Source organism: Streptomyces sp. NPDC033165, assembly GCF_055577965.1.
Map to the genome: position 1 here is coordinate 507,736 of NZ_JBVIPK010000001.1, position 23,628 is coordinate 531,363.

Sequence of the window (23,628 nt, forward strand, 5' to 3'; positions counted from 1 at the left end):
ACCCCTCGCTCACGGAGCGGAAACAAGACGCCGGATGCCTCTCTCGTCTGGATCAGCTCATCGCGAAGTGGGGGAACTGCGCCCCGACGGCATAGGCGGCGACGATCAGTGCCGCGGTGACCGCCAGTGCGGTGATGTCGCGCGGGCGGATCCTCAGGTGGGCAAGCCGGATGCGACGTCCATCGGCGTGGACCATGGCGTAGGTGAAACCACGGGTCTCCAGCGCCTCCACCGTCGTACGGGTGCGTTTGGCGGTGTTGAGCATCATGGGATAGAACGCGTACACGGTGATCTTCGCCCCGCGCATCAGGACCCGCCACCCCAACAGCCCGCGGGAGGACGGCGGAGCGGACCGCAGGCGGTAGCCGTCGATCACCGTCTGGAACTCGTCCACCAGGATCGGCAGCATCCGGTATCCATAGGACACGCCGAAACTGACCAGAGCCGGTGCCCGCAGGCTCAGCAGGGCGTCGGAGAGCTTCTCCGGATCCAGTGACACGAACGCCGCCATGCTGGCCATGCTCACGGTGCCAAGTTTCAGGGTGAGTTCGCCCAGGGACAGCACGGTGGTGAGGTCGCCGTCGAAGAGCCAGGCAGCGGCGACCAGATAGCCCGTCTCGGTGACCAGGCCGAAGACGAACAGGCCGACGACGAGGGGGCCCACCCGGCAGGTCACCACGGCTGCCGCGGCCAGCGTGAACAGGATGGCCAGAATGGTCAGGTTGTGGGTGAACCACGGGCTCAGGGCCACCAGTACGTACCAGAAGAGCACGATCCGCGGGTCCAGCCGGGTGAGCGGGCCGCCGCGGGTGGCGTACGCGGTGCGCAGCAGTTCCAGCTTGACCCATTCGACGCTCAGGGTGTCGCGTTCGGTCCTCTTCATGCTCCGGCCTCCTTCGCGGCGACGGGCAGCCGCCCGACGCACTCGTCCACCGTCAGCGGTGGTGGCACCAGTCCCAGCGCGGTGCCCAGCACGGTGATCTGCGGTGGTACGACGTGTACGCGCTCCAGCAGCTCCACGTCGGCGAAGAAATCCGCCGGGCCCGAGTCGCTGAGTACCCGGCCGTCGCCGAGGGCGACCACCCGTGTCGCCCACTCGGCCACCAGATGCATGTCGTGGGTGGCGACGACCACGCAGCGGATACGGTCCGCCAGTTCCTCCAGCATCGCGATCACATCGTCCCGGGTTGCCACGTCGAGGCTGGAGGTCGGCTCGTCCAGGAGCAGCAGCGCGGGGGCCATGGCCAGGCCGATGCCGAGGGTGGCGCGGCGCTGCTGGCCTCCGGAGAGCGTTCGTCCGTCCCGGTCGGCGAGCGGGGTGAGCCGGACCCGTTCCAGGATGTGGTCCACCAGTTCGTCGGTGTCCGGCCGGCCGCGGCCCTTCGGGAACATCGCGATGTCCGACCGCACGCTGTCGGCGAGGAACATCTGCTCCGGACGCTGGTAGAGGTACGAGACCCGCTCGGCGAGCTTGGCGGGCCTGGCCGTGCGGGTGTCGGTGCCGGTGACCTCGACGGTGCCGGACCGGGGCACCTTGAGCCCGGTGAGCAGGCGCAGCAAGGTGGACTTGCCGGCGCCGTTGCCGCCGACGAGGGCGATGCGCTCACCCTCTCGCAGTTCCAGGTCCACATCCCGTAGCACGGGGGTGAGCCCGCCGTGCACATCGCGGTAACCGTGCCGTACTCCGCGCAGCGAAGCCACGACGGGCCCGGGTTGCGGAGCCGGTGCGTTCGGCCCGGTGGCCGGTTCACCTGCGGCGGGTTCGAGGGGGTGGGGCCCGGGGGCGGGGCGCAGGCCGCGCCCGTCCAGCCAGCGGACGGTCTGTTCCACGGTCAGCGGCACCCTGCCCTCGGGTTCGACGGCGCGGGCGAGACGCACCACCTGAGGGGCCGGGATGCCGTGGGCGGCCAGCTCGCCGGAGCGGGTCATGGCCTCCTCGACCGGCAGATGCCACACGGGAGCGCCATCGGCCATGAGCAGCACGCTCTTGCAGTACCGGGCGATGAATTCGGCGTGGTGCTCGATCACGACCACCGTCGTACCCAGCCGCCGGTTGATGTCGGTGAGCCGGCGGTAGATCTCCTCGGCGCGCGCCGGATCCAGCTCCGCCACCGGCTCGTCGACCACCACGAGGTCCGGCCGCATCGCCAGGACGCCGGCCAGCGCCACCAGGTGCTGCTGGCCGCCGGAGAGCTGCCAGGTGTAGCGGTCGCGGAGGGCGTCGATCCCCAGCAGGTCGAGTGCCTCGTCGGAGCGTTCGCGCCAGTCGGCCAGGCCGAAGTTGACGGGTCCGAAGGAGACCTCGTCATGGACGGTCGGCCTCACGAGCTGGTTGCCGAAGTCCTGGTAGACGTACCCGACCCGGTGGCTCAGGGCGGCGACCCCCGTGGTGGTGGTGTCCTGACCGAACACCCGGACTTCGCCACTGTACGTACCGGACCAGAAGTGCGGGATGAGGCCGTTGAAGGTTTTGCACAGAGTCGTCTTGCCCGAGCCGTTCCCCCCGACGACGGCAGTGAAGTCACCGCGTTCGATGGTGAGTCCGACTCCGGTGAGGCTGTCGCGCTGGGCTCCCGGGTAGCGGAAGGTGAGGTCTCGGACCTCGACCGCGGGGCCGGCGGGTGCGGGCCCGCCGTCACCCGTCGCCGCTGCTCGCGCGAGTCCGGCCGCCCCGGTGCGGGCCGGGCGGGCCGTCATGTCCGGTCCCCGGCACGTGCGGTACGGGAGCGGTTCAGGGCACGGGCCGCGAAGACGAGTGCGATCAGCACGATCAACGCGGCCGAGACGCCTATCCACAGGAACTTCTGACCGTACTGGTCGATGAACTCCGGCTCCCACACACCGAAGTTGGCGTCGATCTCCGACATGAAGGCGGCGATCATGGCGACGAAGGCCAGAAAGACGCCCACCAGCAGGAAGCGGGCGCTGACCCGGGCCCGCAGCCGCAGCTGCTGGGCGGGGTCGCGCGGCGCGAGGCCCAGCAGCGGCTCGATCCGCCCGTGCAGCCGCAGCGCCAGGTACGCCGCCGGGACGGCGCCGAACAGCACACCGCTGATGACGAGGTCGGTGGAGAATCCGATGCCCTCCAGCAGCAGCACGCTCTCCGCCAGTCCGTCCACGTACTCCGCGTCGGCCACACCGACGTACACCTTGCCGATGTCGACGATTCCGCCGAGCATCTTGTCGACGCCGACCGCCACGACGGCCGCGAGCGCGACCTGCCCCCGTCGGCGAGGGTCGCGCACCATCGAGCCGGCTATGTAGAGACCGAGTGACAGCTGGATGTAACCCTCCAGCTCGGCGAAGCCGGAGAAGTCACCCATCAGGAGGTCGACGAAGACGATCTCGCCGAGCGGCGCGCCGAGCGCGGCGTACAGCGGATGGAAGAGGCACACCATCACCACGGGCACGAACGCCAGGTAGGAGACGGAGAGTTCGACAGGACCGAGCCTCACCTCGGGCAGTACCTCGGTGAGGATGTTGGCAAGCCCGAAGAGGGTCATCGACAGCACGAAGACCATCAGCTTCTGCGCGGAGCCGAGGTCGGTGGGATCGGTGGAGAACGCGGATCTGACTCTTGCGGAGTCGGTCGGTGAGGACATCGCTGTGGCCTTGGCCTTTCGTCGGGGGCGGACGAGACGAGCGGTGCTGAGTTCGGTCGGGAACCGGTGTTTCAGGAGCGGGCGGAGACGAGCGGGATCAGTTCGGCGAGGGAGACGACCACGCGGTCGGGCCGGGTGGGGCCGGGCGTCGACAGATGGCAGGTCAGTGCCTCGTCGTCGAGTGAGCCTCCGCGTACGAGAACGGTGGTGCCGATCCCCGCGCCGCGTGCGGCGGCCATGTCCCGGCCCGGCTTGTCCCCGGCGAACCAGCAGGCCCCGGCGTCCACGGAGAGTCCGCGCAGCGCCTCACGCACGGTGAGCGGATCGGGCTTGCGGCGGCCGAGTTCGTCGGAGTACACGTGGACGCCCACGAGGTCGGCGATTCCGAAGGAGGCCATTCGCTCGCGCACGCTGCGACCGCACACGGTGTTGGAGACCACCGCGACCGGGATGCCGAGTTCGCGGCAACGGCCGAGGAGTTCGGCCGCGCCCTCGCGCAGCGTGGGACGGCTCTTGATGTGGGCCCACTCGTGGCTCAGCGCGACGGCCTCGGCGGCGAGCCAGTTCCGCACCTCGGGGCCGAAGGCCGTGCCGAAGAAGTCCTGCCAGTACTGACGCGGCGTGATCTCGGGTACGAGGGGCCCGGCTTCGGCTTCGCTCTTCCACCGCTGGTGCGCGCGGCGCGCGTCGAACAGCGCGGCGACGGAGTCCTCGTCGGACACGCCGTGGCCCGCCCGTCGCAGCCGGGCGGCGAGACGCAGCCCGAACTCCCGCTGTGCCGCGGGGTCCTTGACCGCGTTGGCGATGACTCCGCCGTGGTCGAGCAGCAGCGCCGCCGGGCCGTCGCCGGCACGCGGTGGACGGGCGGCGGCCGGCGGGGGCGGGGGCGGGGTGTCCCGGGCGGCGGCCAGGACCGGGACCAGACCCTCGGGGGTGTCGTATACGGCGTCGGGCTGGGCGGAGACCGGGTAGGGCGGGTTGTCGGTGTGCTTGTCACGGGTGACGATGACGGCCGCCGCCCCGGCCCGGTGACCGGCGGCCACGTCGCGGTCGATGGTGTCGCCGACGAACCAGCAGCGCTCGGGCCGGGTCGCCAGTGCCCGCGCGGCCTGCTCGACGATACCGGGGTGCGGCTTGCGGATGCCGACCTCGTCGGAGTAGAGCTGCACGTCCACCAGTTCTTCCAGTCCGTGCTCGCGCATCAGTGCCCGGTGCGAGCGGCCGGCGTGGGCGTTGCTCACGATGCCGACGCGGATGCCGAGCCGCCGGGCGGTGTGCAGCAGTTCGCGGACTCCGGGACGTACGGTGTGCTCCGAGAGCAGGGGCGTGAGTTCGCCGAGCAGCCAGCCCGCGCTGCCCGCCAGGACGGCCCGGACCGGGTCCGGCAGGTCGGAGGCCAGGAAGTCCTCCCAGATCTCACGGTGGGTCAGTTCGACGGGCTCGCGCCGCCGGCCGGCGGCGTTCTTCCAGTCCTTGAGCGCTGCCAGACCTGCGTCGAGGGAGACCCGCAGCGTCTCCTCGGGCACCACGTGCCCCGCGCGTGCCAGATGGCGGTGGAGCAGGGCGGCCGCCTCCCGGCGGCCCTCGGGGCGCTTCTCGGTGTGGAAGACCACGCCGCCGAAGTCGAGCAGCAGCGCCTCGGGCCGGTGAGCGAGGGCGGGTGGTACGGGTGCTTGCGGCTGGTTCATCGGCTCCCCTTGCTGGTGTCGTGGCAGCGAACGTATGGGCGACGGGTGAACTCTCGACGCCGGGGAGGCCAACATGTGAGGATGCACTCTGGAACGTTCCAGACGCGCCTGGAACGCTACGGCTGGAACGCTCCAGGTCAGGAGGGAAAAGGGGTGGTCGCCCCTTCCACGCGCCGGGGCCGCCTGCATACTGGACCCATGCCGCAAGCCCCTTCGCGCCGCCCCACGATCCTCGACGTCGCCCGGGTCGCCGGCGTGTCCAAGTCCTTGGTGTCCCTGGCGCTTCGCGGCGACGCCGGGGTCAGTGAGAGCACCCGGGCGCGCATCAGCGCCGCCGCCGACCAGCTGGGCTACCGTTCCAACGCCCTGGCCCGCGGCCTGGTCCAAGGGCGCACCATGTTGCTCGGAGTCCTGCTCACAGACCTGGCGAATCCGTATCACACCGATGTGGTCGCCGGAATCGAAGAGGCGGCGGGCGAAGTCGGGTTCGGCGTCCTGCTGGCCCACGGGCGGCGCGACGCGAAGCAGCTCACCACACAGCTCGACACCCTGGTCGGACTCAATGTCGACGGCGTGATCGCGGTCAGCAGCTGGGTGGACCGAGCTGCCCTCCAGGCCGCGATGCGCCGCACCCCGGTGGTCGTCATCGGCCGCCCCGAGGACACCGTCGAAGGCGTCGACACCGTCGCCAACGACGACGCGGCCGGCGCCGCTCTGGCGGTGACCCACCTGCTCGAACTGGGACACCGCGAGATCGCGTTCGTCAGCACCTCCCGCCGTCCGGCCGCGGAAGGAAGGCGGCGAGGCTACGAGCTGGCAGTCCGCCGTGCCGGTATGACCCCGCACACCGTGGTGGCCGAGGACATCGACGACATCACCGTCGGCGTCGCCCCGCTCCTGCGCTCCGGCGTCACCGCCCTGATCGCGAACAACGACCTCACGGCCGTCGCGATGCTGGACTGCGCGCACGACCTCGGCCTGCCGGTCCCCGAGCGGCTGTCCGTCGTCGGCTACGACAACAGCACCTTCGCGGCTCTGGTCAGGCCCCGCCTCACCAGCATCGATCAGCCCCGCCCGGAACTCGGCCGGACCGCGGTACGGCTCCTGCTCCAGCGCGCGGGCGGGCGCACGACCGACCGCCACGAGGTCCTGCAACCCAGCCTGGTAGCCCGCAATTCGACCGGCCCGTGCGGCCTCTGACTCCCGGCGCCTCCGGTGGACCGCGTCTCGCCACGGTCAGCTCCCGGCGCCGCCTCGACAGCCGCTGACCAGTGCGGTCTCGGGGCGACCGACGCCCGGCAGCCCCGCCGATTCCGGGATCGCCGTCGAGATCCGCTGAGCCCGGGACAGCCGCACGTTGCAGCGTGCGCAACGCGCGTTGCAGATACTGACGCCCGCGCGGCACTATGACCCCATGAACCCCTCCGCGCCGCCCTCCGTGCTGGATCTCGCCCCCGTCGTCCCCGTCGTCGTCCTGCACGACGTGGCCGACGCGGTGCCACTGGCGCGGGCACTGGTGGCGGGCGGGCTCCCGGCGATCGAGGTGACGCTGCGGACGCCCGCCGCACTGGAGTCCATCCGGGCCATGGCCGCCGAGGTGCCGGGCGCGGTGGTCGGTGCGGGCACGGTCATCTCCCCGCAGCACGTGCGCGACACCGTCGGCGCCGGGGCCCGCTTCCTGGTCAGCCCGGGCTGGACGGACACGCTGCTCGACGCGATGAAGGCGTCCGGTGTGCCGTTCCTGCCCGGCGTCTCGACGACCTCCGAGGTAGTGGCCCTGCTGGAGCGCGGAGTGAGCGAGATGAAGTTCTTCCCGGCCGAGGCGGCGGGCGGCACGGCCTACCTCAAGGCCTTGTCCGCGCCGCTCCCCCAGGCCCGGTTCTGTCCGACGGGCGGCATCTCGCCCGCCTCCGCGCCCGCCTACCTCGCCCTGCCCAACGTGGGCTGCGTAGGCGGCAGTTGGATGGTTCCGGGCGACGCGCTGGCGGCGAAGGACTGGGACCGGGTGGCCCGCCTGGCGGCCGGGGCGGCGGCGCTCGCCCGGTAGCCGTGCCGACCCGGCCCGGTCGTGGGCCGGATCGTCGGGCTCCGGCGCGCCGCCCCGCTAGCGCAGGTGGGAGGTGTCGTTGAGCAGCCGTACGGAGGCGTTGCCGTCCCCGTAGTACGCGACCGTTGAGATCGAGGCCGCCGACAGCTCCATCCGGAACAGCGCCTCGGGCGGGGCCTCCAGCGCGAGCCGGACCAGCGTCTTGATCGGGGTCACATGGGTGACGAGCAGGACCGTGCGGCCCGCGTACCGGGCGACGATCCGGTCCCGCGCGGCCGCGACCCGGCCGGCGACCTCCGTGAAGCTCTCGCCACCTCCGGTCGGGGCGGTGTCCGGGGAGGCCAGCCACGCGGTGAGGTCGTCGCCGTACCGGTCCCGCACCTCCCCGAACGTCAGGCCCTCCCACGCGCCGAAGTCCGTCTCGCGCAGACCTTCGTCGATGCGGACGTCCAGGCCGAGACGGGCGGCGACGGCGGCCGCGGTCTCGCGGCAGCGGCGCAGCGGCGAGCTGACGATCTCCTGAATCGTGCCCAGGGCGGCGAAGTACTCGGCCGCGCGGTCGGCCTGGCCGCGGCCGGTGGCGGAGAGTTCGGGGTCGGTGCCGCCGCTCCCGGAGAACCGCTTCTGGGGCGTGAGCGCGGTCTCGCCGTGCCGGAGCAGAACAAGGGTGGCGGGCGCGCCCAGGTCGGGGGCCGAACCCCAGCCGACCTGCGGCGATCCGGCGGTCTCGGGCGAGGTCCTGCCCGGAGTCGCGGCGGACGGGATTGCGGCGAGGTCCGTCGGCTCCGGGGCCGCGGTCCGCGAACTCTCCGAAGCCCCCGGCGCCCCCTCGGCCGCTTCGGCCCCCGGCACCGGGAAAAGCCCGTCCGCCTCCGGGGCCGCCGTACCGCCACGCGCGGCAGCCAGGGCCGCGCGGGCCTTCGCCGCGCCTGCGGCCGCGTCGCCGGGCGGGCCCTGGGCGGGCGGGGCCGTGCTCGCGGTGCGGTGGCGCGACGGGGCGTCCAGCTCGGCCGTCGAGGCGGACGCCTCCCACTGCCTGCCGTCACGGCCCGCGTCCATCGCCTCGTTGGCGAGCCGGTCGGCGTGCTTGTTCTGCGCGCGCGGAATCCATTCGTACGTCACGGAGGACGGCGGCAGGATCGCGGCGGCGCGGGCCGCCAGCGGCTTCATGTCGGGGTGCTTGATCTTCCAGCGTCCCGACATCTGCTCGACGACCAGCTTGGAGTCCATCCGGACGTGGACCCGCAGCCCGTCGCCCTCGCCGCCCGCGTCCGGGAACAGCGCCTTCGCGGCCGTCAGACCGGCGATCAGGCCCCGGTACTCGGCGACGTTGTTGGTCGCGACGCCGATGTACTCGGCGACCTCGGCGAGGGTCTCGCCGGTGGCCGCGTCGATGACGACGGCGCCGTAACCGGCGGGCCCCGGGTTGCCCCGGGAGCCGCCGTCGGCCTCGACCACCAGTCGGCGGACGGCGGGGGCGGCGCTCATTACAGGCCCGACTCCGAGGTGCGGACCAGGATGCGGTGGCAGTTCTCGCAGCGCAGGACCGTGTCGGGCGAAGCGGCCCTCACATCGCCCACCTCGGCCATGTTCAGCTCCAGGCGGCAGCCCTCGCAGCGGCGCTGGTAGAGCCGGGCGGCGCCGACCCCGCCCTGCTGGGCGCGGAGCTTGTCGTACAGCTTCATCAGGTCGGCGGGGATGACCTCGGCGACGACCTGGCGGTCCTTGGTCACCGTGGCGACCTCGGCGTCCAGCTCGGCGGTCGCGGCGTCGCGGCGGGCGGTGGCGGCGTCGACCTTGGCCTGGACGGCGGAGACCCGCTCGGTCAGCTCGGCGACCCGCTCCTGGGCGGCCTCGCGGCGCTCCATGATCTCCAGGACGACGTCCTCCAGGTCTGCCTGGCGCTTGGCCAGCGAGGCGATCTCGCGCTGGAGGCTCTCCAGGTCCTTGGGCGAGGAGACCGCGCCGGAGTCCAGGCGCTGCTGGTCGCGGACGGCGCGCTGGCGCACCTGGTCGACGTCCTGCTCGGCCTTGGTCTGCTCGCGGCTGGTGTCGCTCTCCTCGGTGGTGGAGGCGACCAGCAGGTCACGCAGCTGGGTGAGGTCGTTGCCGAGCTGCTCGATCTCGGCGTGCTCCGGCAGCGAGGTGCGCTTGTGGGAGAGCTGGGCGAGACGTACGTCGAGGGCCTGGACTTCGAGGAGTCGGATCTGGTCGGCGGGCGCGGCGTTCAGTTGGGGGCTCCAGAGGAATGGTGGGTGGTCCAGGGGTCGGTGACCTGCTTCGAGACATGGACCCGCAGGTCCCATCCGTGGCGGTCGGAAAGCGCGTCGAGCTGCGCGGCCGCCTGCTCGCACCAGGGCCACTCGGTGGCCCAGTGCGCGGCGTCGACCAGGCCGAGCGGCGAGTGCTGCACGGCCTCGGACGCCGGGTGGTGGCGCAGGTCGGCGGTGAGGAAGGCGTCGACGCCCGCGGCGCGCACGGCGTCGAAGAGGCTGTCGCCGGAGCCGCCGCTGACGGCGACGGTACGCACGAGCGCCTCCGGGTCGCCCGCCAGCCGGATGCCCTGCGCGGTGGCGGGGAGCCGGGCGGCGGCCCTGGCGGCGAAGGCAGCCAGGGTCTCGGGGTGGTCCAGCTCGCAGATCCGGCCGAGTCCGCGCCGCCCGGCGGGGTCGGTGGGGTCCGGTACGAGGGGTCCGGTGATCCGCAGGTCCAGGGCGCCGGCGAGGGCGTCGGAGACGCCGGGATCGGCGGAGTCCGCGTTGGTGTGCGCGACGTGCAGCGCGACGCCGTGCTGGATGAGGGTGTGGACGACCTTGCCCTTGAAGGTGCCGGCGGCGACCGTCGTCGTCCCGCGGAGATAGAGCGGGTGGTGGGTGACGATCAGCTGGGCGCCGAGCTCCAGGGCCTCGTCGGCGATCTCGTGGACGGGGTCGACGGCGAACAGCACCCGGCCGATCTCCGCGTCCGGGTCGCCGCAGACCGTACCGACCGCGTCCCATCCCTCGGCCCGCTCGGGGGGCCAGAGGGCGTCGAGGGCGGCGATGACTTCAGACAGACGGGGCACGGGGGAAAGGCTACCTGTCCGGCGTGGTCCGCCGCCCCTGACCGCCGGACCTGTACGCCGGGACCGGCGGCCGGGCACGAATCGTTACTTCACCAGGTCGGGACCGCGCGGCCGAAAGGACTACTTCACCAGGTCCGCGCGGAGGTCGTCCAGGACCAGGCCCGCCGAGGTGACGCCGAGGCCCAGGTACCAGGTCTCGTCGGAGACGTCCTTGGCCCGGCCCTCCTTGACGGCCTTCAGGTTCTTCCACAGCGGGTTGGACCGGGCGGTGTCGCGCTGGGTGGCCTTCGGGTCGCCGTAGACGCCGGTGAAGATCCAGTCGGCGTCCGCCTCGTCGATCCGCTCCGGGCTGATCTCGGTGGCCAGGTCCTCGATCTGCTGGTTCTTCGGGCGGGGCAGGCCGACGTCTTCCAGGATGGTGCCGATGAACGAGGCCTTGGCGTACAGCCGGAGGCGGTCGGGCAGGTAGCGGACCATGGAGACGGTCGGCTTGTCGGCGCCGATGTCGTCGCCGAGCTTCTTCGCCTTCGCCCGGTACGCGGCCAGCGCCGATTCGGCCTGCTCCGTGCGGTCCAGGGCTGCCGCGTTGAGGAGGTAGTTCTCCTTCCAGGTGAAGCCCGGGCGGATGGAGAACACGGTCGGGGCGATCTTGGACAGCTCGTCGTACTTGTCCGCGGCGCGCAGCTGGCTGCCGAGGATCAGGTCCGGCTGGAGGCCCGCGATGGCTTCGAGGTTGAGGCTGTTGATCGTGCCGACGCTCTTGGGGTCGCCCGCGTCCTTCTCCAGGTACGAGGGGATGGCCGCGTCGCCCTCGCTGGGCGCGTAGCCGACCGGCTTCAGGCCCAGCGAAACAACGTTGTCGAACTCGCCGACGTCCAGCACGACCACGCGCTTCGGCGCCGCCTTGATCTCGGTCCTGCCCATGGCGTGGGTGAGGGTGCGGGGGAACTCACCGGCCTCGGCGTCGGTGCCGTACGCCGCCGTCTTCTTCGCCGCGTCCGCGAAGTCCTTGCCACCGGTGGCGACAGCGGCCTTCTTGTCGCCGCCCGCGTCGGAGCCGGCCGCGCCACCGTTCCCGCCGTCGCCGCCCCCGCAGGCCGAGAGGGAAAGGGCGGCGGCAACCGCCAGGGCGACTGCGGCGGTACCGCGGGGCCGAAGGGACATCGCTTGCTCCTGCTGATGCGCGTACGTGCCGGGGCACGCCTGTTTGGTTAGGGCTGCCTAACCATAGGCGCGGCCGCCTCCGCCAGCACACTCACCCCCTCCACCTCAGGAGAATCCGGGCATCGCCACCCTTATGTGTGAAGTGAGGTGGCTCGCGTTGTTCGGCTGGAAGTGCGAAAACTAGCTTTCGTAGCCGGAGGTGACGAGTCCATGACTGCCTGTGCCATCGAGGGCGGAACCGCCGGGGCCGCCGCGACGGCGGAACCCGGACCGGAAGAGGAACCCGGACCGGAGGAGAAAGGGTCCGCCGCGCCCGAAGCGCCTGTCGCGGCGCACATCCCCGGCCCGCCCGCGTTCCCCCCGCCCGTGGTCCCCCCGCCCGCGTTTCCGGACCGGGGCGCACCCGAAGTCTCGACCCCACGCACACTCCCCGGGGGCCTCACGCTCACCGCGGACGGGGCGTACGCGGCACGGCTCACCGCGGCCCCCGGGGCGCCGGGCGAGCGTGCCTGGTATCCGGAGCGCTGGACCCTGGACGGGCCCGAGCCGTACGCGGTGCCCCTCCCTCTCGGCCAGCCCGAGGAGCCGGACTCCCGGGTGGTCCCGCTCGCCGACGGGCGGGTGCTGATCCAGCGCCGGGTGGCGGACCGGCAGATGTTCTCGCTGCTCTACCCGACCGGACCCGGCACCGGCGAACTCCCGCTGGGTGCCGTCGAGTCCCCGCAGATGACCCTGCTGCCGCCGTCGCCGGACGGCCGTAGCGTGTACGCCCTGGCGGTCGGCGGGCACGCCTCGTATCTGTGGCGGGTGGCGGGCGGCACCTTCGGTCCCGAACGGGTCGCGCAGATCCCCGGACGCTGCTCGGGCGGGGTGTGGCTGGACCGGGCGGGCCGGATGCTGGCGCTGGACCGGCAGGCGCCGGGCGGTGGTCCGGTCAAGACGGTCGCCGTCGATCTCGGGCGGCAGGGCGAGGTGACGCCGCTGCTCCAGATCGCACCGGAGAGCAACGACCGGCTGCTGCTCGCGGACGCCGACAGCGGGCTGCTGCTGCTCCGATCCGACGCCCCGGGCCACGACCGGCTCGGCTGGGGTGTGGTGGGCAGCTGCCTGCCGGTCAGGTTTCCGGAGTGCCTGCGTCCGGCGGATGTGGCGGTGACGCCGTTCGCGGTGCAGCCCGGGCAGACGCTGATGCCGGAGAGCTGTGCGGTGGCGCTGCGCATCGACGGGGCGGCGGGCAGCTGGGTGGGGGTCTGGCGTCCGGCGGGGCGCAGGCTGCACCACTTCGCGGCACCGGAGGGCTGGTCGGCGGGGGCCGGTTACTGGAGCCGGGAGGGAGTGCTGCACCTCCCGTACGCGAACGGCGCGACGCCCTGCGGTGTGGCGCGGCTGGAGGCTCCGGAGGACACGGAGTCATCCTCCGGCACGGACCGGGCGCAGGGCTCGGGCAGCGGAACGGAACCGTCCGCCGCCGTCGCCACTCCTGCTGTGTGTAAGCCCGTTCCGTTGGGGCAGGCGCCTCTGCACCGAGCCGTGCGACCGACCTGCGACAGGTCCTAGACTCGGGCCCCTGGGCTGACAGCCGCACGTGCGACACAAGCAAGCGATCACAACGGGGTGACTTCCCACATGTCCGAAGCGCGAACCGACACGACCCAGACGCGCCCGCAGGGGGCGGACGAGGGGGCAGGAACCGGCGGTTCCGGCAAGCACCGAGGGGGTGCGTCGATGGAGAACACGTCGGTGCAGCCGCACGGGCGCCACCGGCGGCCCGCCGAGGACGAATCCAGGGCGGCCTGAACCACCGGGCGAATGCACCGCGGGAGGGCCCGGACCGGCGAACAGCCGGTCCGGGCCCTCCCCTTTTCCGTTTCTCTACTGCCGCTTCAGCCCCAGCACTTCGGCCGCCGCGAAGGTCTCGTTCGGCGGGCGCTCCGCGTAGTACGGGGTGAGCAGCTCGTCCAGTTCGGCGAAGGTGAACGCCTCCTTCGCCGCGTCGAACCGGGCGGCCACCCGCGGCCGTTCGACGACGGCGACCAGGCCCCCGTGAACGACCAGCAGCTGCCCGTTGACCCCGGCCGCCGCCGGTGAGGCGAGGTAGCCGACGAGCGGGGAGACATGCTCGGGTGCCAGCGGGTCCAGGGTCCCGTCGGCCGGTTCCTGGAAGCCCGCGAACACGTCCTCGGTCATCCGGGTCCGGGCGCGCGGGCAGATGGCGTTGGCGGTGACGCCGTACCTGGCGAGAGCCAGTGCGGTGGAGGTGGTGAGACCGACGATGCCGCCCTTGGCCGCCGCGTAGTTGGGCTGGCCCGCCGAGCCCGCGAGGAACGCCTCCGACGAGGTGTTGACGATGCGCCCGTAGACCGGGCCGCCCGTCTCCTTGGAGCGGGCGCGCCAGTGGGCGGCGGCGAAGTGCGTGGTGTTGAAGTGGCCCTTGAGGTGGACGCGGATCACCGCGTCCCACTCGTCCTCGGTCATCGAGAAGATCATCCGGTCGCGCAGGATGCCCGCGTTGTTGACGAGGATGTCGAGCCGGCCGTAGGCGGAGACCGCCGACTCCACGAGCGCCCGGGCCTGTTCGTGGTCGGAGACGTCGCCGAGGTGGGCGACGGCCCGGCCGCCGGCTGCCCGGATCTCGGCGGCGACCTCCTCGGCGGGCGCGGCGGACGCCTCGCCGGAGCCGTCGCGGCCCGGCTGTCCGTAGTCGTTGACGACGACGGCCGCGCCGAGCCGGGCCAGTTCGAGGGCTTCGGCGCGGCCGAGGCCGCGGCCGGCGCCGGTGACGATCGCGGACAGCCCGTCCAGCGGGAGGGGAAGTGACATCGGATTCCTCAACGTGGTCGGTCGGGTGCCGGGCTCAGAGCTCGATGCAGGTACGCAGCGACTCGCCCGTGCGCATCTGGTCCAGGGCGTCGTTGACGCCGTCCAGCCGGACCCGGTGGGTGATCATCGATTCCAGGTCGATCCGGCCCGCCCGCCAGAGCGCGACGGCCCGTTCGTAGGAGCGCAGGACGTCCCCGCCGCCGTACATGGAGGGCAGGATGCGCTTCTCGTCGAAGAACAGCTCGAACATGTTGAGCTGGAAGTTGTCGTCCATGGCCCCGGCCCCGACGACGCACAGGGTCCCGCCGCGGCGGGTGTGCTCGTAGGCGGTGCGGGTGGTGGCGGACTTGCCGACGACCTCGAAGACGTAGTCGAAGCCCTCGCCGCCGGTGATGCGCTGCTTGGCGTCGGCCAGCCCGCCCGGGTCGAGGGCCTCGGTGGCGCCGAAGCGGAGGGCGGCCTCACGGCGGGAGGCGACCGGGTCGACGGCGACGATCTGGGCGGCGCCCTGGACCCGGGCGCCCTGGATCGTGGAGATGCCGACCCCGCCGCAGCCGATGACGGCGACCGATGAACCGGCCTCCACCTCGGCGGTGTTGATGGCCGCTCCGAGGCCGGTGGTGACCCCGCAGCCGATCAGGGCGGCGATCTCGAACGGTACGTCGTCGGGAATCGGCACCGCGCAGCCCGCGCCGACGACGACCTCCTCGGTGAAGGTGCCGGTGCCCGCGAAGCCGAAGACATCGCCGCCGGGGCGCTTGAAGTTCGGGGTGCCCGCGTTCATGAAGCCCGCCAGGCACAGCTGGGTCTGGCCGCGTTTGCAGGACGGACAGGCACCGCAGGCGGGCAGCCAGCAGACGAGGACCCGGTCCCCGGCGCTCAGCCCGGTCACCCCGTCGCCGACGTCGACGACCTCGCCCGCGCCCTCGTGCCCGGGGACGAAGGGGGCGGGCTGCGGAAGGACGCCGCTCATGGCGGAGACGTCGGAGTGGCAGAGCCCGGTGGCCCGGATGCGGAGCTTGACCTTTCCGGGGCCGAATCCCACCGCCTCGACGTCGTCGACGACTTCCAGCTTCTCCTGGCCTGTCTCGTGCAGTACGGCTGCGCGCATGGGTACGGCTCCCCTCACATCGTCATCTTCGGCAAGGCTGCTGGTGCTGGCACCGGCGCTGGTGCTGGTGTGTTCAGGAGTGCTCGACGAGCGTGTCGGCGAGGACCGGTGCGTCGTCCCGCTCGACGGCGGTGACGGTGACCTGGACGCGGCCCGCGTCGGCCCACATCCGGATACGGAGGGTCTCGCCGGGGAACACCACTCCGGCGAAGCGGGTGCGGTAGGCGCAGATGCGGGACACATCGCCGTCCAGCAGGGTGTCGGTGACGGCCTTCAGGGTCATGCCGTAGGTGCACAGCCCGTGCAGGATCGGCCGGTCGAACCCGGCGAGCTTGGCGAAGGCGGGGTCGGCGTGGAGCGGGTTCCAGTCCCCCGACAGCCGGTAGAGCAGCGCCTGTTCGTCACGGATGGGGCGCTCGACCGTGCGGTCGGGGTCCCGCTCCGGCGGGGCGAGCCGGTCGGAGGGACCGCGCTCACCGCCGAACCCGCCCTCTCCCCGTACGAAGAGCTCGGCGTCGTTCGTCCACAGCGCCCCGTCGCTGTCGCTCGCCTCGGTACGCAGCACGATGACGGCGGCCTTGCCCTTGTCGTACACCGCCGCGACTCTGGAGGTCTGCACGGCGCGGCCGGTGACCGGGAGCGGCCGGTGGACCCGTACCGACTGCCCGCCGTGCAGGACGCCCGCCAGGTCCACGTCGATCCCGGGCGCCCCCATGCCGCCGAACGCGGCCGTCCCCGCGCCCGCGACGGTGGCGAAGCTCGGCAGCACCTGGAGCCGGGATTCCAGGGTGTAGCGCAGCTCGTCGGGGTCGGTGGCGGGGCTGCCCGCGCCGAGGCCCAGGTGATAGAGCTGGACGTCCTTGTGGCCCCAGCCGATCTCGGCTCGGCGGGGTTCGGCGGCGATGGCCGCTCGGGCATCAATGGGCATGGCGAAGCCGCTCCTTGATGATGGGAAGACCTCGGCGCGACCGTCCGCACCGTCGCCCGCACCGAGGTCGCGCGGTGACCGGCAGGGCACGCCTCTTCTAGAACGCGTTCTAGCCGATGGCCCATGTATAACGCAGCCCCCCGAAGTTGGGAAGACTGCTGACGTCGTGTCAGATCGAAGCGCCCGGCCGACGGCTGCCTACCCTGGGCGGGTGAACGAGATGCCCCGGGAGCACCGGCCCACGAGGTCCGTCCGTGTCCTGCTCGCGGAGGGCGGGGCGGCGGCCCGTGGCGCTCTGGCGATACGGCTCGGCATGGTGCCGGACTTCGCGGTGGTCGCCCGGGCCGGCACCGGGGGCGAGGCCGTGGCGGCGGCCCTGACGTCACGCCCCGATGTGGCGCTGCTGGACTTCGAACTGCCGGGCGGGGGCGGCCCGGCGGCCGCCGCCGGGCTGCTGGCGGAGGTGCCGGAGTGCCGGGTGCTGGTCCTGGCGACGTTCGGCGGTCCTGACCGGCTGCGGCAGGCGCTGGCGGCCGGGGCGGTCGGGTTCCTGGTCAAGGACGGCCCGGTGGAGGATCTGGTCCGGGCGATCCGTGCGGCCCTGACCGGGGAGACGGTGATCGACCCGGCGTTCGCGGGCGCGGCCCCCGAAGCCCCGACGGCCACCTGACCCCTGCCCGTCACACCTTGGCCGGGACCTCGGCCGGAGGGCGGGGGCTGCGGTGGTTCGGCAGCCAGAGCAGCATCACGACCGCCCCGGCGAGCAGCACCCCGCTCGCCGTGCGGAAGGCCAGGGCGTATCCGGCGGTGATCTCGGCCGCGCCGCCGGACCCCCCGGTGCGGGCGGCGGCGACGGTCGAGAGCACCGCGAGGCCGAGCGCCCCGCCCATCGTGCGGGAGGTGTTGACCAGCCCGGAGACGAGTCCGGCGTCCCCGGGGGCCGCGCCGGAGGTGGCGAGGGCGGCGAGCGGGGTGGAGGCGAGGCCCGCCCCGGCCATCATCAGGATGCCGGGGAACATGATCGCGGTGAGGTAGGAGCCGTCCACACCCATGGTGGACTGCCAGCCGAAGCCCGCGGCGGTGATCAGGACCCCGGCGACGGCGAGGCTCTTGGCCCCCGTACGCGCCATCAGCCGGGGCCCGATCTTGGCGCCGATGACGACGGCCGCCGAGGTCGGCATCAGGGCGAGCCCGGCCTGCAACGGCGTGTAGCCCAGGACGTTCTGGGCGTACACGGTCATGAAGTACCACATGGAGAAGGTCGCCGACCCCATGAGCAGCATCGATACGTTGGCCGACGACACCGCCCGTACGGAGAACACGCGCAACGGGATCAGCGGCACCGCCGCCCGCGCCTCGACCGCCACGAACGCGGCGAGCAGCGCCACCCCGGCCAGCAGCGGTACGAGCGTGGCGGCGGCCGCCCAGCCCTCGGCCTCGGTCTGGACGATCCCGTACGCGACGGCGGCGAGGCCCGCGGTGACGAGGACCGCGCCCAGCAGGTCGATCCGGCGCCGGTCGCCCGCCCGGCCCTCGGTGATCCGCAGGGCGGCGGCGACCAGGACGAGGGCCCCGATCGGCACGTTGATCAGGAGGACCCAGCGCCAGGACAGGGCGTCGGTGAGCACCCCGCCGACGAGCCCGCCCGCCGCGCCGCCGCCCGCGCCGACCGCCATCCAGGTCCCGATGGCCTTGGTCCGGGCGGGGCCCTCGGGCACGGCGGCCGTGAGGATGGTGAGCGTGGCCGGGGCGAGCACGGCCGCCCCGAGGCCCTGCACGCCGCGCGCGGCGAGGAGCTGCCAGCCCTCCTGGGCGAGTCCCCCCGCGAGGGAGGCGGCGGTGAAGAGGCCGAGCCCGACGAGGAACATCAGCTTGCGCCCGTAGATGTCGGCAGCCCGCCCGCCCAGCAGCATGAACCCGGCGAACGCGATCGAGTAGGCGTTGACGACCCACTGGAGCGCGGCGGCGCTCAGCCCCAGGTCGGCCCGCATCGAGGGCAGCGCCACATTGACGACGGCGACATCGAGGACGACGAGGAACTGGCCGGTGCAGGCTGCGAGGACGACGGCCCAGGTGCTGGGCGGTACTCGCGGGGTGGCCGATGGGGCGGATACGGGCGTGGAGACGTCAGGCATGCAGGTCATGGTCGCAGGCGGCGAGCGGCCCGTACATCGAGCAGGGGACGCAGGCCCCGGGTCCCGGGTCGCAGGCACCGTTCGCCCCGGGCCCGGAGGCGGATTCAAGGGGCCGCACGCACCGCACGCGCCCCCGGCCCAGGAGCCGGTTCGCAGGACCGAACGCACCGCACGGCCACACGGCCCAGGGGCCGATTCGCGGGGGCCGTACGCACCGCACGGCCGCAAGGCTCAGGCGCGCCGCAGCAGCGTGACCACCGCCGCGCCGCCCAGCCCGATGTTGTGGGCGAGGGCGGTCCGTGCGCCGGGGACCTGGCGGGCTCCGGCCTCGCCGCGCAGGTGCCAGGTCAGCTCGGCGGCCTGGGCGATGCCGGTGGCGCCCAGGGGGTGGCCCTTGGAGATCAGCCCGCCCGACGGGTTCACCACCCAGCGCCCGCCGTAGGTGGTCGCCCCGGACTCGACGAGTTTGCCGGATTCCCCCTCGCCGCACAGGCCGAGCGCCTCGTAGGTGAGGAGTTCGTTGATGGAGAAGCAGTCGTGCAGCTCGATGACGTCGAGGTCGTCCGGGCCGAGGCCGGAGGCCGCGTACACCTGCTGGGCGGCGGCCTCGGACATCGGGGCGCCGACCGCGTCGATGCAGCTGCCGGAGGCGAAGGAGGCGTCGGTGTCGGTGGTCATGGCCTGGGCGGCGATCTCCACGGCCCGCTCCCCCAGTCCGTGCCGCTCGACGAACCGCTCGGAGACGACGACGGCCGCCGCGGCCCCGTCGGAGGTGGGCGAGCACTGGAGCTTGGTGAGGGGGCGGTGGACGGTACGGGCGGCGAGGATCTCGTCGACCGTGTACGGGTCCTGGAACTGGGCGTACGGGTTGTTCACCGAGTGCCGGTGGTTCTTGGCGCCGACCGCCGCGAGCTGCGCGGGCGTGGTCCCGTACCGCTCCATGTGCTCACGGGCCGCGTTGCCGAAGATCTGCGCGGTGGGCGGGGACGTCTCGAAGCCGTGGGCGGCGGCCATGATTCCGTAGTGCCGGGCGACCGGCGAGGTCGCGAAGTCACCGCCGGAGCCTGATCCACCGCCCGAACCGCCGCCCAGCGACCCCCGCGCCATCTTCTCGAAGCCGACCGCGAGCACGCAGTCGCTGCCGCCGCCCGCCACGAACTGCCGGGCGAGCATCAGGGCGGTGGAGCCGGTGGCGCAGTTGTTGTTGACGTTGTAGACGGGGACTCCGGTCAGCCCCAGCTCGTAGACGGCACGCTGTCCGGCGGTGGAGGCCTGGAAGCAGTAGCCGACGGGGACCTGTTCGACCTGGTCGTAGCGGACGCCCGCGTCGGCCAGGGCGGCGGTGCCCGCTTCTCGGACCATGTCCCAGTACTGCCAGTCGCGGGTCTCCGGCTTCTCGAACTTCGTCATACCGACGCCGACGATGTAGGCCTTCATCTTCCGACTCCTCTTGTCTTTGCGGTCAGTCCCGGGGGAGGCCGAGGATGCGTTCGGCGATGACGTTCAGCTGGATCTGGGTCGTGCCGCCCGCGATGGTCAGGCAGCGGGACATCAGGAAGCCGCGGAGGGCCCGTTCCCCCGCTCCCGGCTCGTCCACCGCGCCGTCCGGGCCGAGGAGTTCGAGGGTGAGTTCGGCGGCCTTCTGCTGGTGGACGGTCTGGACGAGTTTGCGTACGGAGGCCCCGGCACCCGGTTCGAGGCCGGAGACCTGCCGGAGCGTGGTGCGCAGCCCGATGCAGGCGAGGGCGTGGGCCTCGGCGGCGAGCGTGCCGATACGCGTCCGGGTCGTGTCGTCGAGTGCGGCGGAGCGGGCGATCAGCGCTTCGAGGCCGCTGCCGAAGGTCATCTGGTCGGCCATGTGGACGCGTTCGTTGCCCAGGGTGTTGCGGGCGACGCGCCAGCCGCCGCCGACTTCGCCGACGACGGCGTCGGAGGGGAGGAGCACGTCGTCGAAGTAGACCTCGTTGAAGAGGGATTCGCCGGTGATCTCCTTCAGCGGGCGGATGTCGATGCCCCGGGCCTTCTTCATGTCGACCAGGAAGTAGGTGAGGCCCCGGTGCTTGGGCGCGTCCGGGTCGGTGCGGGCCAGCAGGATGCCGTGGTCGGCGGTGCGGGCGGCGCTCGTCCAGACCTTCTGCCCGGTGATCCGCCAGCCCTCGTCGGTCCGTACGGCGCGGGTGCGCAGCGCGGCGAGGTCGGACCCGGCGTCGGGCTCGGAGAAGAGCTGGCACCACTGGAGGTCGCCGCGCAGGGTGGCCGGGAGGTAGCGCTCCCGCTGCTCCTCGGTCCCGTACGCGATGAGGGACGGCACGACCCAGGTGGCGATGGAGAGATCGCTGAGGCGGATGCCCTGCTCCCTGGATTCCTGCTCGATCGCCAGCTGCTGTACGGGGCCTGCGCCCAGTCCGTACGGGGCGGGCAGGTGCGGGGCGGCGTAGCCGGTGGCGGCCAGCGCCCGGCGGGCCTCGCGGGGCGGGAGGCCCTGGGCGGCTGTGAGGTGACGGCGGGCTTCGGTGCGGTGGCGGGCGGCCTCGGCGGGCAGTTCCAGGGCGAGTTCGCGGCGGGCCCCGGCCTCGGCGAGGCGGGCGGCGCGCAGCCGGTGGGCGTCGGCGGTGCCGAGGAGCTGCCGGGCGAGGACGGCTCGGCGCAGATGGAGGTGGGCATCGTGCTCCCAGGTGAAGCCGATCCCGCCGAGGATCTGGATGGCGTCCTTGGCGCAGCTGTACGCGGCTTCGGGTGCGGTGGCGGCGGCGAGGGCGGCGGTGAGCGCGCGCACCTCAGGTTCGCCGTCCGCCGCCCGGGCCGCGTCCCAGGTCAGCGCGCGAGCCTGTTCGAGGCGGACGAGCATGTCGGCGCAGAGGTGTTTGACGGCCTGGAACGCACCGACGGGCCGCCCGAACTGCCGCCGTACGGTGGCGTGTTCGACGGCCGTGTCCAGACTCCGGGCGGCGGTCCCGCAGGCGTCGGCGGCCAGGAGGACGGCGGCGAGGTCGCGGACGAGCGCGGGGTCCAGGGGCAGGGTCCGGTGCGCCGGTACGTGGACGGCGTCGGCGCTCACCTCGGCGGTGGGGCGGGTCGGGTCGACGCTGCGGTGCGGGCGCACGGTGAGCCCGTCGGCCCCGGCGTCCACGAGGAACCAGCGCTCGCCGTCGGCCGTGGCGGCGGGCAGGAGCAGCAGGTCTGCGGCGTCGGCGGAGAGGACGGGCGGCGCGGTGCCGTCGAGCCGGTGGCCTCCCGCGACGGGGGTGGCGGCGAGGCTGCCGGGGGCGAGGGCGGGCGCGGCGGCGAGGCTCCCGCCCGCCAGGTCGCGGAGCACCCCGCCCAGCGCGTCGGCCGCCGGCCCGGCGGCCCGGTGGAGCACGGCGGAGGTCAGCGTGTTCGCAAGGTACGGGCCCGGCAACGAGGCGTAGGCGGCCTCCTCCAGGACGACGGCGAGGTCGAGGAGATCCCCGCCGCCACCGCCGTACACCTCGGGCAGATGTATCCCGGCCAGCCCCTGCGCGGCGAGCGCCTCCCAGTGCGCGGGGCGCGCGCCAGGGGCGGCCAGGCCCTCCGCGTCGAGGAGTTCGCGCATCTCGCCGGGCGGTGCGGCGCGCGCCAGCCATCCGCGTACGGAGTGCGCCAGCGCGCGGTGTTCTTCGGTGATGCCGATACCCGTGCCGATGCCCATGCGAGTCCTCGCCGGTCGCAGCCACTGGAACGGCGCAAGAGTAGAACACGTTCCAATCTGACGGAAGGTCAGGAGAGCGATCGGCCCACGGGGAGCGTCCACGGCGACATACGGAATACGGAGGCCCGGAGGAAGCGTTCAGCATGCACGCCCTTGGGGGAGCCCGGATGGAGAACCGCGCACCCCGGCCCCGCCGGCGAATCCGCGCACGACCGCCCGCCGCGAGGTGCTGCTCACCGATCTCGCCTCGATCATGGTCCTCGCCGGGCTCTGCGTGGCCTCGCTGGTCCTGACGATGTTGCTCGCCCCCCCTGTACGCCCGGATCTCCGCCCGTCTCGGCGTACGGCACTATGGAGGACGGCCGCAGCGTCGAGGGACTCGCGGCGGCCCGTACGGAGATTGCGCAGATGCGGACGGAAACCCAGGGGGACCACCGATGAAGAGGAAGCCGACCATGGCGGCCGTCCGCCGGGAGCTGCTGCACATCGCCGTGCTGTCGGTGCCGGTGGGCATCGCGATCCTGCTCGTCGACCGCCTCCTGGGCGACGGGTAGCCCCGCCGACCGGGGCGGCCGACCGGTACGGCACGATGGTCGCCGCCCTGGAACAGCTCCGGGCCGCCCCGCCCCACCTGGAGGAACCCCGTGACCGCCGAGTCCGCAGCCACTCCTGCGTCCGCGCCCGCCGCCGGACCCGGCCCGGAGATCCTCGCCGCGTTCGAGGCCGCCAAGGGCTTCATGCCCCTCCACGAGGGCCTCGCCCTGTACACCGCCGCCACCGGGGCCGGCGCGCTCGGGCTGCCCCTGCTGGAGGTGGGAACGTACTGCGGCCGCTCCACGATCCTGCTGGCGGACGCGGCGCGGGCGGCCGGGGTGAGCGCGCTCACCGTCGACCACCACCGGGGCAGCGAGGAGCAGCAGCCGGGCTGGGAGTACCACGACCCGAGCGTGGTGGACCCCGAGGTCGGACTGATGGACACCCTGCCGACGTTCCGCCGCACCCTGCACCGGGCCGGTCTGGAGGACCACGTGGTGGCGCTCGTCGGGCGCTCCCCGCAGGTCGCCGCCGTCTGGGCAGGTCCGCTCGGGCTCGTCTTCATCGACGGCGGACACACCGACGAGCACGCGAACGGGGACTACGAGGGCTGGGCCCCGCATGTCGCGGAGGGCGGGCTGCTGGTCATCCACGACGTGTTCCCCGACCCGGCCGACGGCGGGCAGGCCCCGTACCGGGTGTATCTGCGGGCGCTGGCCTCCGGTGCGTTCACCGAGGTGTCGGCGACGGACTCGCTGCGCGTGCTGCGGCGTACGGGTACGGGCATCTGACATCCGGGCCGCCACCCCGGCAGCCGGACACGGGCGTCCGGGCCGGCGTCCGGCGGCCGGGTGGGTAGCATCGC

At 73.0% G+C, this 23,628-nt stretch carries 19 protein-coding genes and 1 pseudogene; 6 read left to right on the plus strand and 14 right to left on the minus strand.

Annotation, left to right across the window (positions count from 1 at the left end; genetic code table 11):
* Nucleotides 1–52: 52 nt before the first annotated feature.
* The 4 genes from ACZ5WC_RS02340 to ACZ5WC_RS02355 all read right to left on the minus strand — a co-directional run bounded on the left by ACZ5WC_RS02340 (nucleotide 53) and on the right by ACZ5WC_RS02355 (nucleotide 5,290).
* Nucleotides 53–883, minus strand: coding sequence for an energy-coupling factor transporter transmembrane component T family protein (locus ACZ5WC_RS02340; RefSeq protein WP_468539059.1), 831 nt, complete (start codon nucleotides 881–883; stop codon nucleotides 53–55).
* Complete coding sequence (locus ACZ5WC_RS02345; protein ID WP_468539060.1) at nucleotides 880–2,697, minus strand: ABC transporter ATP-binding protein; 1,818 nt, start codon at nucleotides 2,695–2,697, stop codon at nucleotides 880–882. Before ACZ5WC_RS02345 ends, ACZ5WC_RS02340 begins: the two co-directional genes overlap by 4 nt.
* Nucleotides 2,694–3,602, minus strand: coding sequence for a DUF8171 family membrane protein (locus ACZ5WC_RS02350; protein ID WP_468539061.1), 909 nt, complete (start codon nucleotides 3,600–3,602; stop codon nucleotides 2,694–2,696). The genes ACZ5WC_RS02345 and ACZ5WC_RS02350 overlap by 4 nt, the downstream gene beginning before the upstream one ends.
* A gap of 71 nt (nucleotides 3,603–3,673) precedes the next feature.
* Nucleotides 3,674–5,290: an HAD family hydrolase gene (locus ACZ5WC_RS02355; RefSeq protein WP_468539062.1), complete on the minus strand. Its 1,617-nt coding sequence runs from the start codon at nucleotides 5,288–5,290 to the stop codon at nucleotides 3,674–3,676.
* A gap of 198 nt (nucleotides 5,291–5,488) precedes the next feature.
* Between ACZ5WC_RS02355 and ACZ5WC_RS02360 the strand changes: the two genes are divergently transcribed.
* Complete coding sequence (locus ACZ5WC_RS02360) at nucleotides 5,489–6,490, plus strand: LacI family DNA-binding transcriptional regulator (protein WP_468539063.1); 1,002 nt, start codon at nucleotides 5,489–5,491, stop codon at nucleotides 6,488–6,490.
* A 214-nt stretch (nucleotides 6,491–6,704) separates the two neighbouring features.
* Nucleotides 6,705–7,337: a bifunctional 4-hydroxy-2-oxoglutarate aldolase/2-dehydro-3-deoxy-phosphogluconate aldolase gene (eda, locus tag ACZ5WC_RS02365; protein WP_468539064.1), complete on the plus strand. Its 633-nt coding sequence runs from the start codon at nucleotides 6,705–6,707 to the stop codon at nucleotides 7,335–7,337.
* A gap of 57 nt (nucleotides 7,338–7,394) precedes the next feature.
* On the opposite strand, the gene ACZ5WC_RS02370 is transcribed toward eda, so the two are convergent.
* From ACZ5WC_RS02370 to ACZ5WC_RS02385, 4 genes are all read right to left on the minus strand, one after another.
* Nucleotides 7,395–8,825, minus strand: a complete 1,431-nt coding sequence (locus ACZ5WC_RS02370) for a bifunctional RNase H/acid phosphatase (RefSeq protein ID WP_468539065.1) — start codon at nucleotides 8,823–8,825, stop codon at nucleotides 7,395–7,397.
* On the minus strand, nucleotides 8,825–9,568 hold the full coding sequence (locus tag ACZ5WC_RS02375; protein ID WP_468539399.1) for a zinc ribbon domain-containing protein: 744 nt from the start codon (nucleotides 9,566–9,568) through the stop codon (nucleotides 8,825–8,827). The genes ACZ5WC_RS02370 and ACZ5WC_RS02375 overlap by 1 nt, the downstream gene beginning before the upstream one ends.
* Nucleotides 9,565–10,401, minus strand: a complete 837-nt coding sequence (locus tag ACZ5WC_RS02380) for a Nif3-like dinuclear metal center hexameric protein (protein ID WP_468539066.1) — start codon at nucleotides 10,399–10,401, stop codon at nucleotides 9,565–9,567. The genes ACZ5WC_RS02375 and ACZ5WC_RS02380 overlap by 4 nt, the downstream gene beginning before the upstream one ends.
* 120 nt (nucleotides 10,402–10,521) lie before the next feature.
* A complete protein-coding gene (locus ACZ5WC_RS02385) occupies nucleotides 10,522–11,565 on the minus strand; it encodes an ABC transporter substrate-binding protein (RefSeq protein ID WP_468539067.1) in 1,044 nt (347 codons plus the stop codon).
* 210 nt (nucleotides 11,566–11,775) lie between these two features.
* Between ACZ5WC_RS02385 and ACZ5WC_RS02390 the strand changes: the two genes are divergently transcribed.
* Nucleotides 11,776–13,122, plus strand: a complete 1,347-nt coding sequence (locus tag ACZ5WC_RS02390) for a hypothetical protein (RefSeq protein WP_468539068.1) — start codon at nucleotides 11,776–11,778, stop codon at nucleotides 13,120–13,122.
* A 69-nt stretch (nucleotides 13,123–13,191) separates the two neighbouring features.
* The gene (locus ACZ5WC_RS02395) at nucleotides 13,192–13,362 is read left to right on the plus strand and encodes a hypothetical protein (protein WP_468539069.1); all 171 of its coding nucleotides are present in this window, start codon (nucleotides 13,192–13,194) and stop codon (nucleotides 13,360–13,362) included.
* Between the two features lie 75 nt (nucleotides 13,363–13,437).
* Here ACZ5WC_RS02395 and ACZ5WC_RS02400 read toward each other — a convergent pair whose 3' ends face one another.
* The 3 genes from ACZ5WC_RS02400 to ACZ5WC_RS02410 all read right to left on the minus strand — a co-directional run bounded on the left by ACZ5WC_RS02400 (nucleotide 13,438) and on the right by ACZ5WC_RS02410 (nucleotide 16,424).
* Nucleotides 13,438–14,385 carry a 3-oxoacyl-ACP reductase gene (locus ACZ5WC_RS02400; protein WP_468539070.1) on the minus strand — a complete coding sequence of 316 codons (948 nt, stop codon included), beginning with the start codon at nucleotides 14,383–14,385 and terminating at the stop codon, nucleotides 13,438–13,440.
* 34 nt (nucleotides 14,386–14,419) lie between these two features.
* Nucleotides 14,420–15,496 carry a Zn-dependent alcohol dehydrogenase gene (locus ACZ5WC_RS02405; protein ID WP_468539071.1) on the minus strand — a complete coding sequence of 359 codons (1,077 nt, stop codon included), beginning with the start codon at nucleotides 15,494–15,496 and terminating at the stop codon, nucleotides 14,420–14,422.
* A 73-nt stretch (nucleotides 15,497–15,569) separates the two neighbouring features.
* Nucleotides 15,570–16,424 (minus strand): MaoC/PaaZ C-terminal domain-containing protein, encoded by an 855-nt coding sequence (locus ACZ5WC_RS02410; protein WP_468539072.1) that lies wholly within the window; start codon nucleotides 16,422–16,424, stop codon nucleotides 15,570–15,572.
* Between the two features lie 220 nt (nucleotides 16,425–16,644).
* On the opposite strand from ACZ5WC_RS02410, the pseudogene ACZ5WC_RS02415 reads away from it, so the two are divergent.
* A pseudogene (locus tag ACZ5WC_RS02415) lies at nucleotides 16,645–17,070 on the plus strand (response regulator); the annotation flags it as partial.
* 34 nt (nucleotides 17,071–17,104) lie between these two features.
* Here the strand turns inward: ACZ5WC_RS02415 and ACZ5WC_RS02420 are convergent.
* The 3 genes from ACZ5WC_RS02420 to ACZ5WC_RS02430 form a co-directional block, all read right to left on the minus strand.
* Nucleotides 17,105–18,568, minus strand: coding sequence for an MFS transporter (locus tag ACZ5WC_RS02420; protein WP_468539073.1), 1,464 nt, complete (start codon nucleotides 18,566–18,568; stop codon nucleotides 17,105–17,107).
* A 222-nt stretch (nucleotides 18,569–18,790) separates the two neighbouring features.
* Nucleotides 18,791–19,996, minus strand: a complete 1,206-nt coding sequence (locus tag ACZ5WC_RS02425) for a lipid-transfer protein (protein ID WP_468539074.1) — start codon at nucleotides 19,994–19,996, stop codon at nucleotides 18,791–18,793.
* Between the two features lie 25 nt (nucleotides 19,997–20,021).
* Nucleotides 20,022–22,229: an acyl-CoA dehydrogenase gene (locus tag ACZ5WC_RS02430; protein WP_468539075.1), complete on the minus strand. Its 2,208-nt coding sequence runs from the start codon at nucleotides 22,227–22,229 to the stop codon at nucleotides 20,022–20,024.
* Nucleotides 22,230–22,966: 737 nt separating this feature from the next.
* On the opposite strand from ACZ5WC_RS02430, the gene ACZ5WC_RS02435 reads away from it, so the two are divergent.
* The gene (locus tag ACZ5WC_RS02435) at nucleotides 22,967–23,554 is read left to right on the plus strand and encodes a class I SAM-dependent methyltransferase (RefSeq protein WP_468539400.1); all 588 of its coding nucleotides are present in this window, start codon (nucleotides 22,967–22,969) and stop codon (nucleotides 23,552–23,554) included.
* Nucleotides 23,555–23,628: the final 74 nt, after the last annotated feature.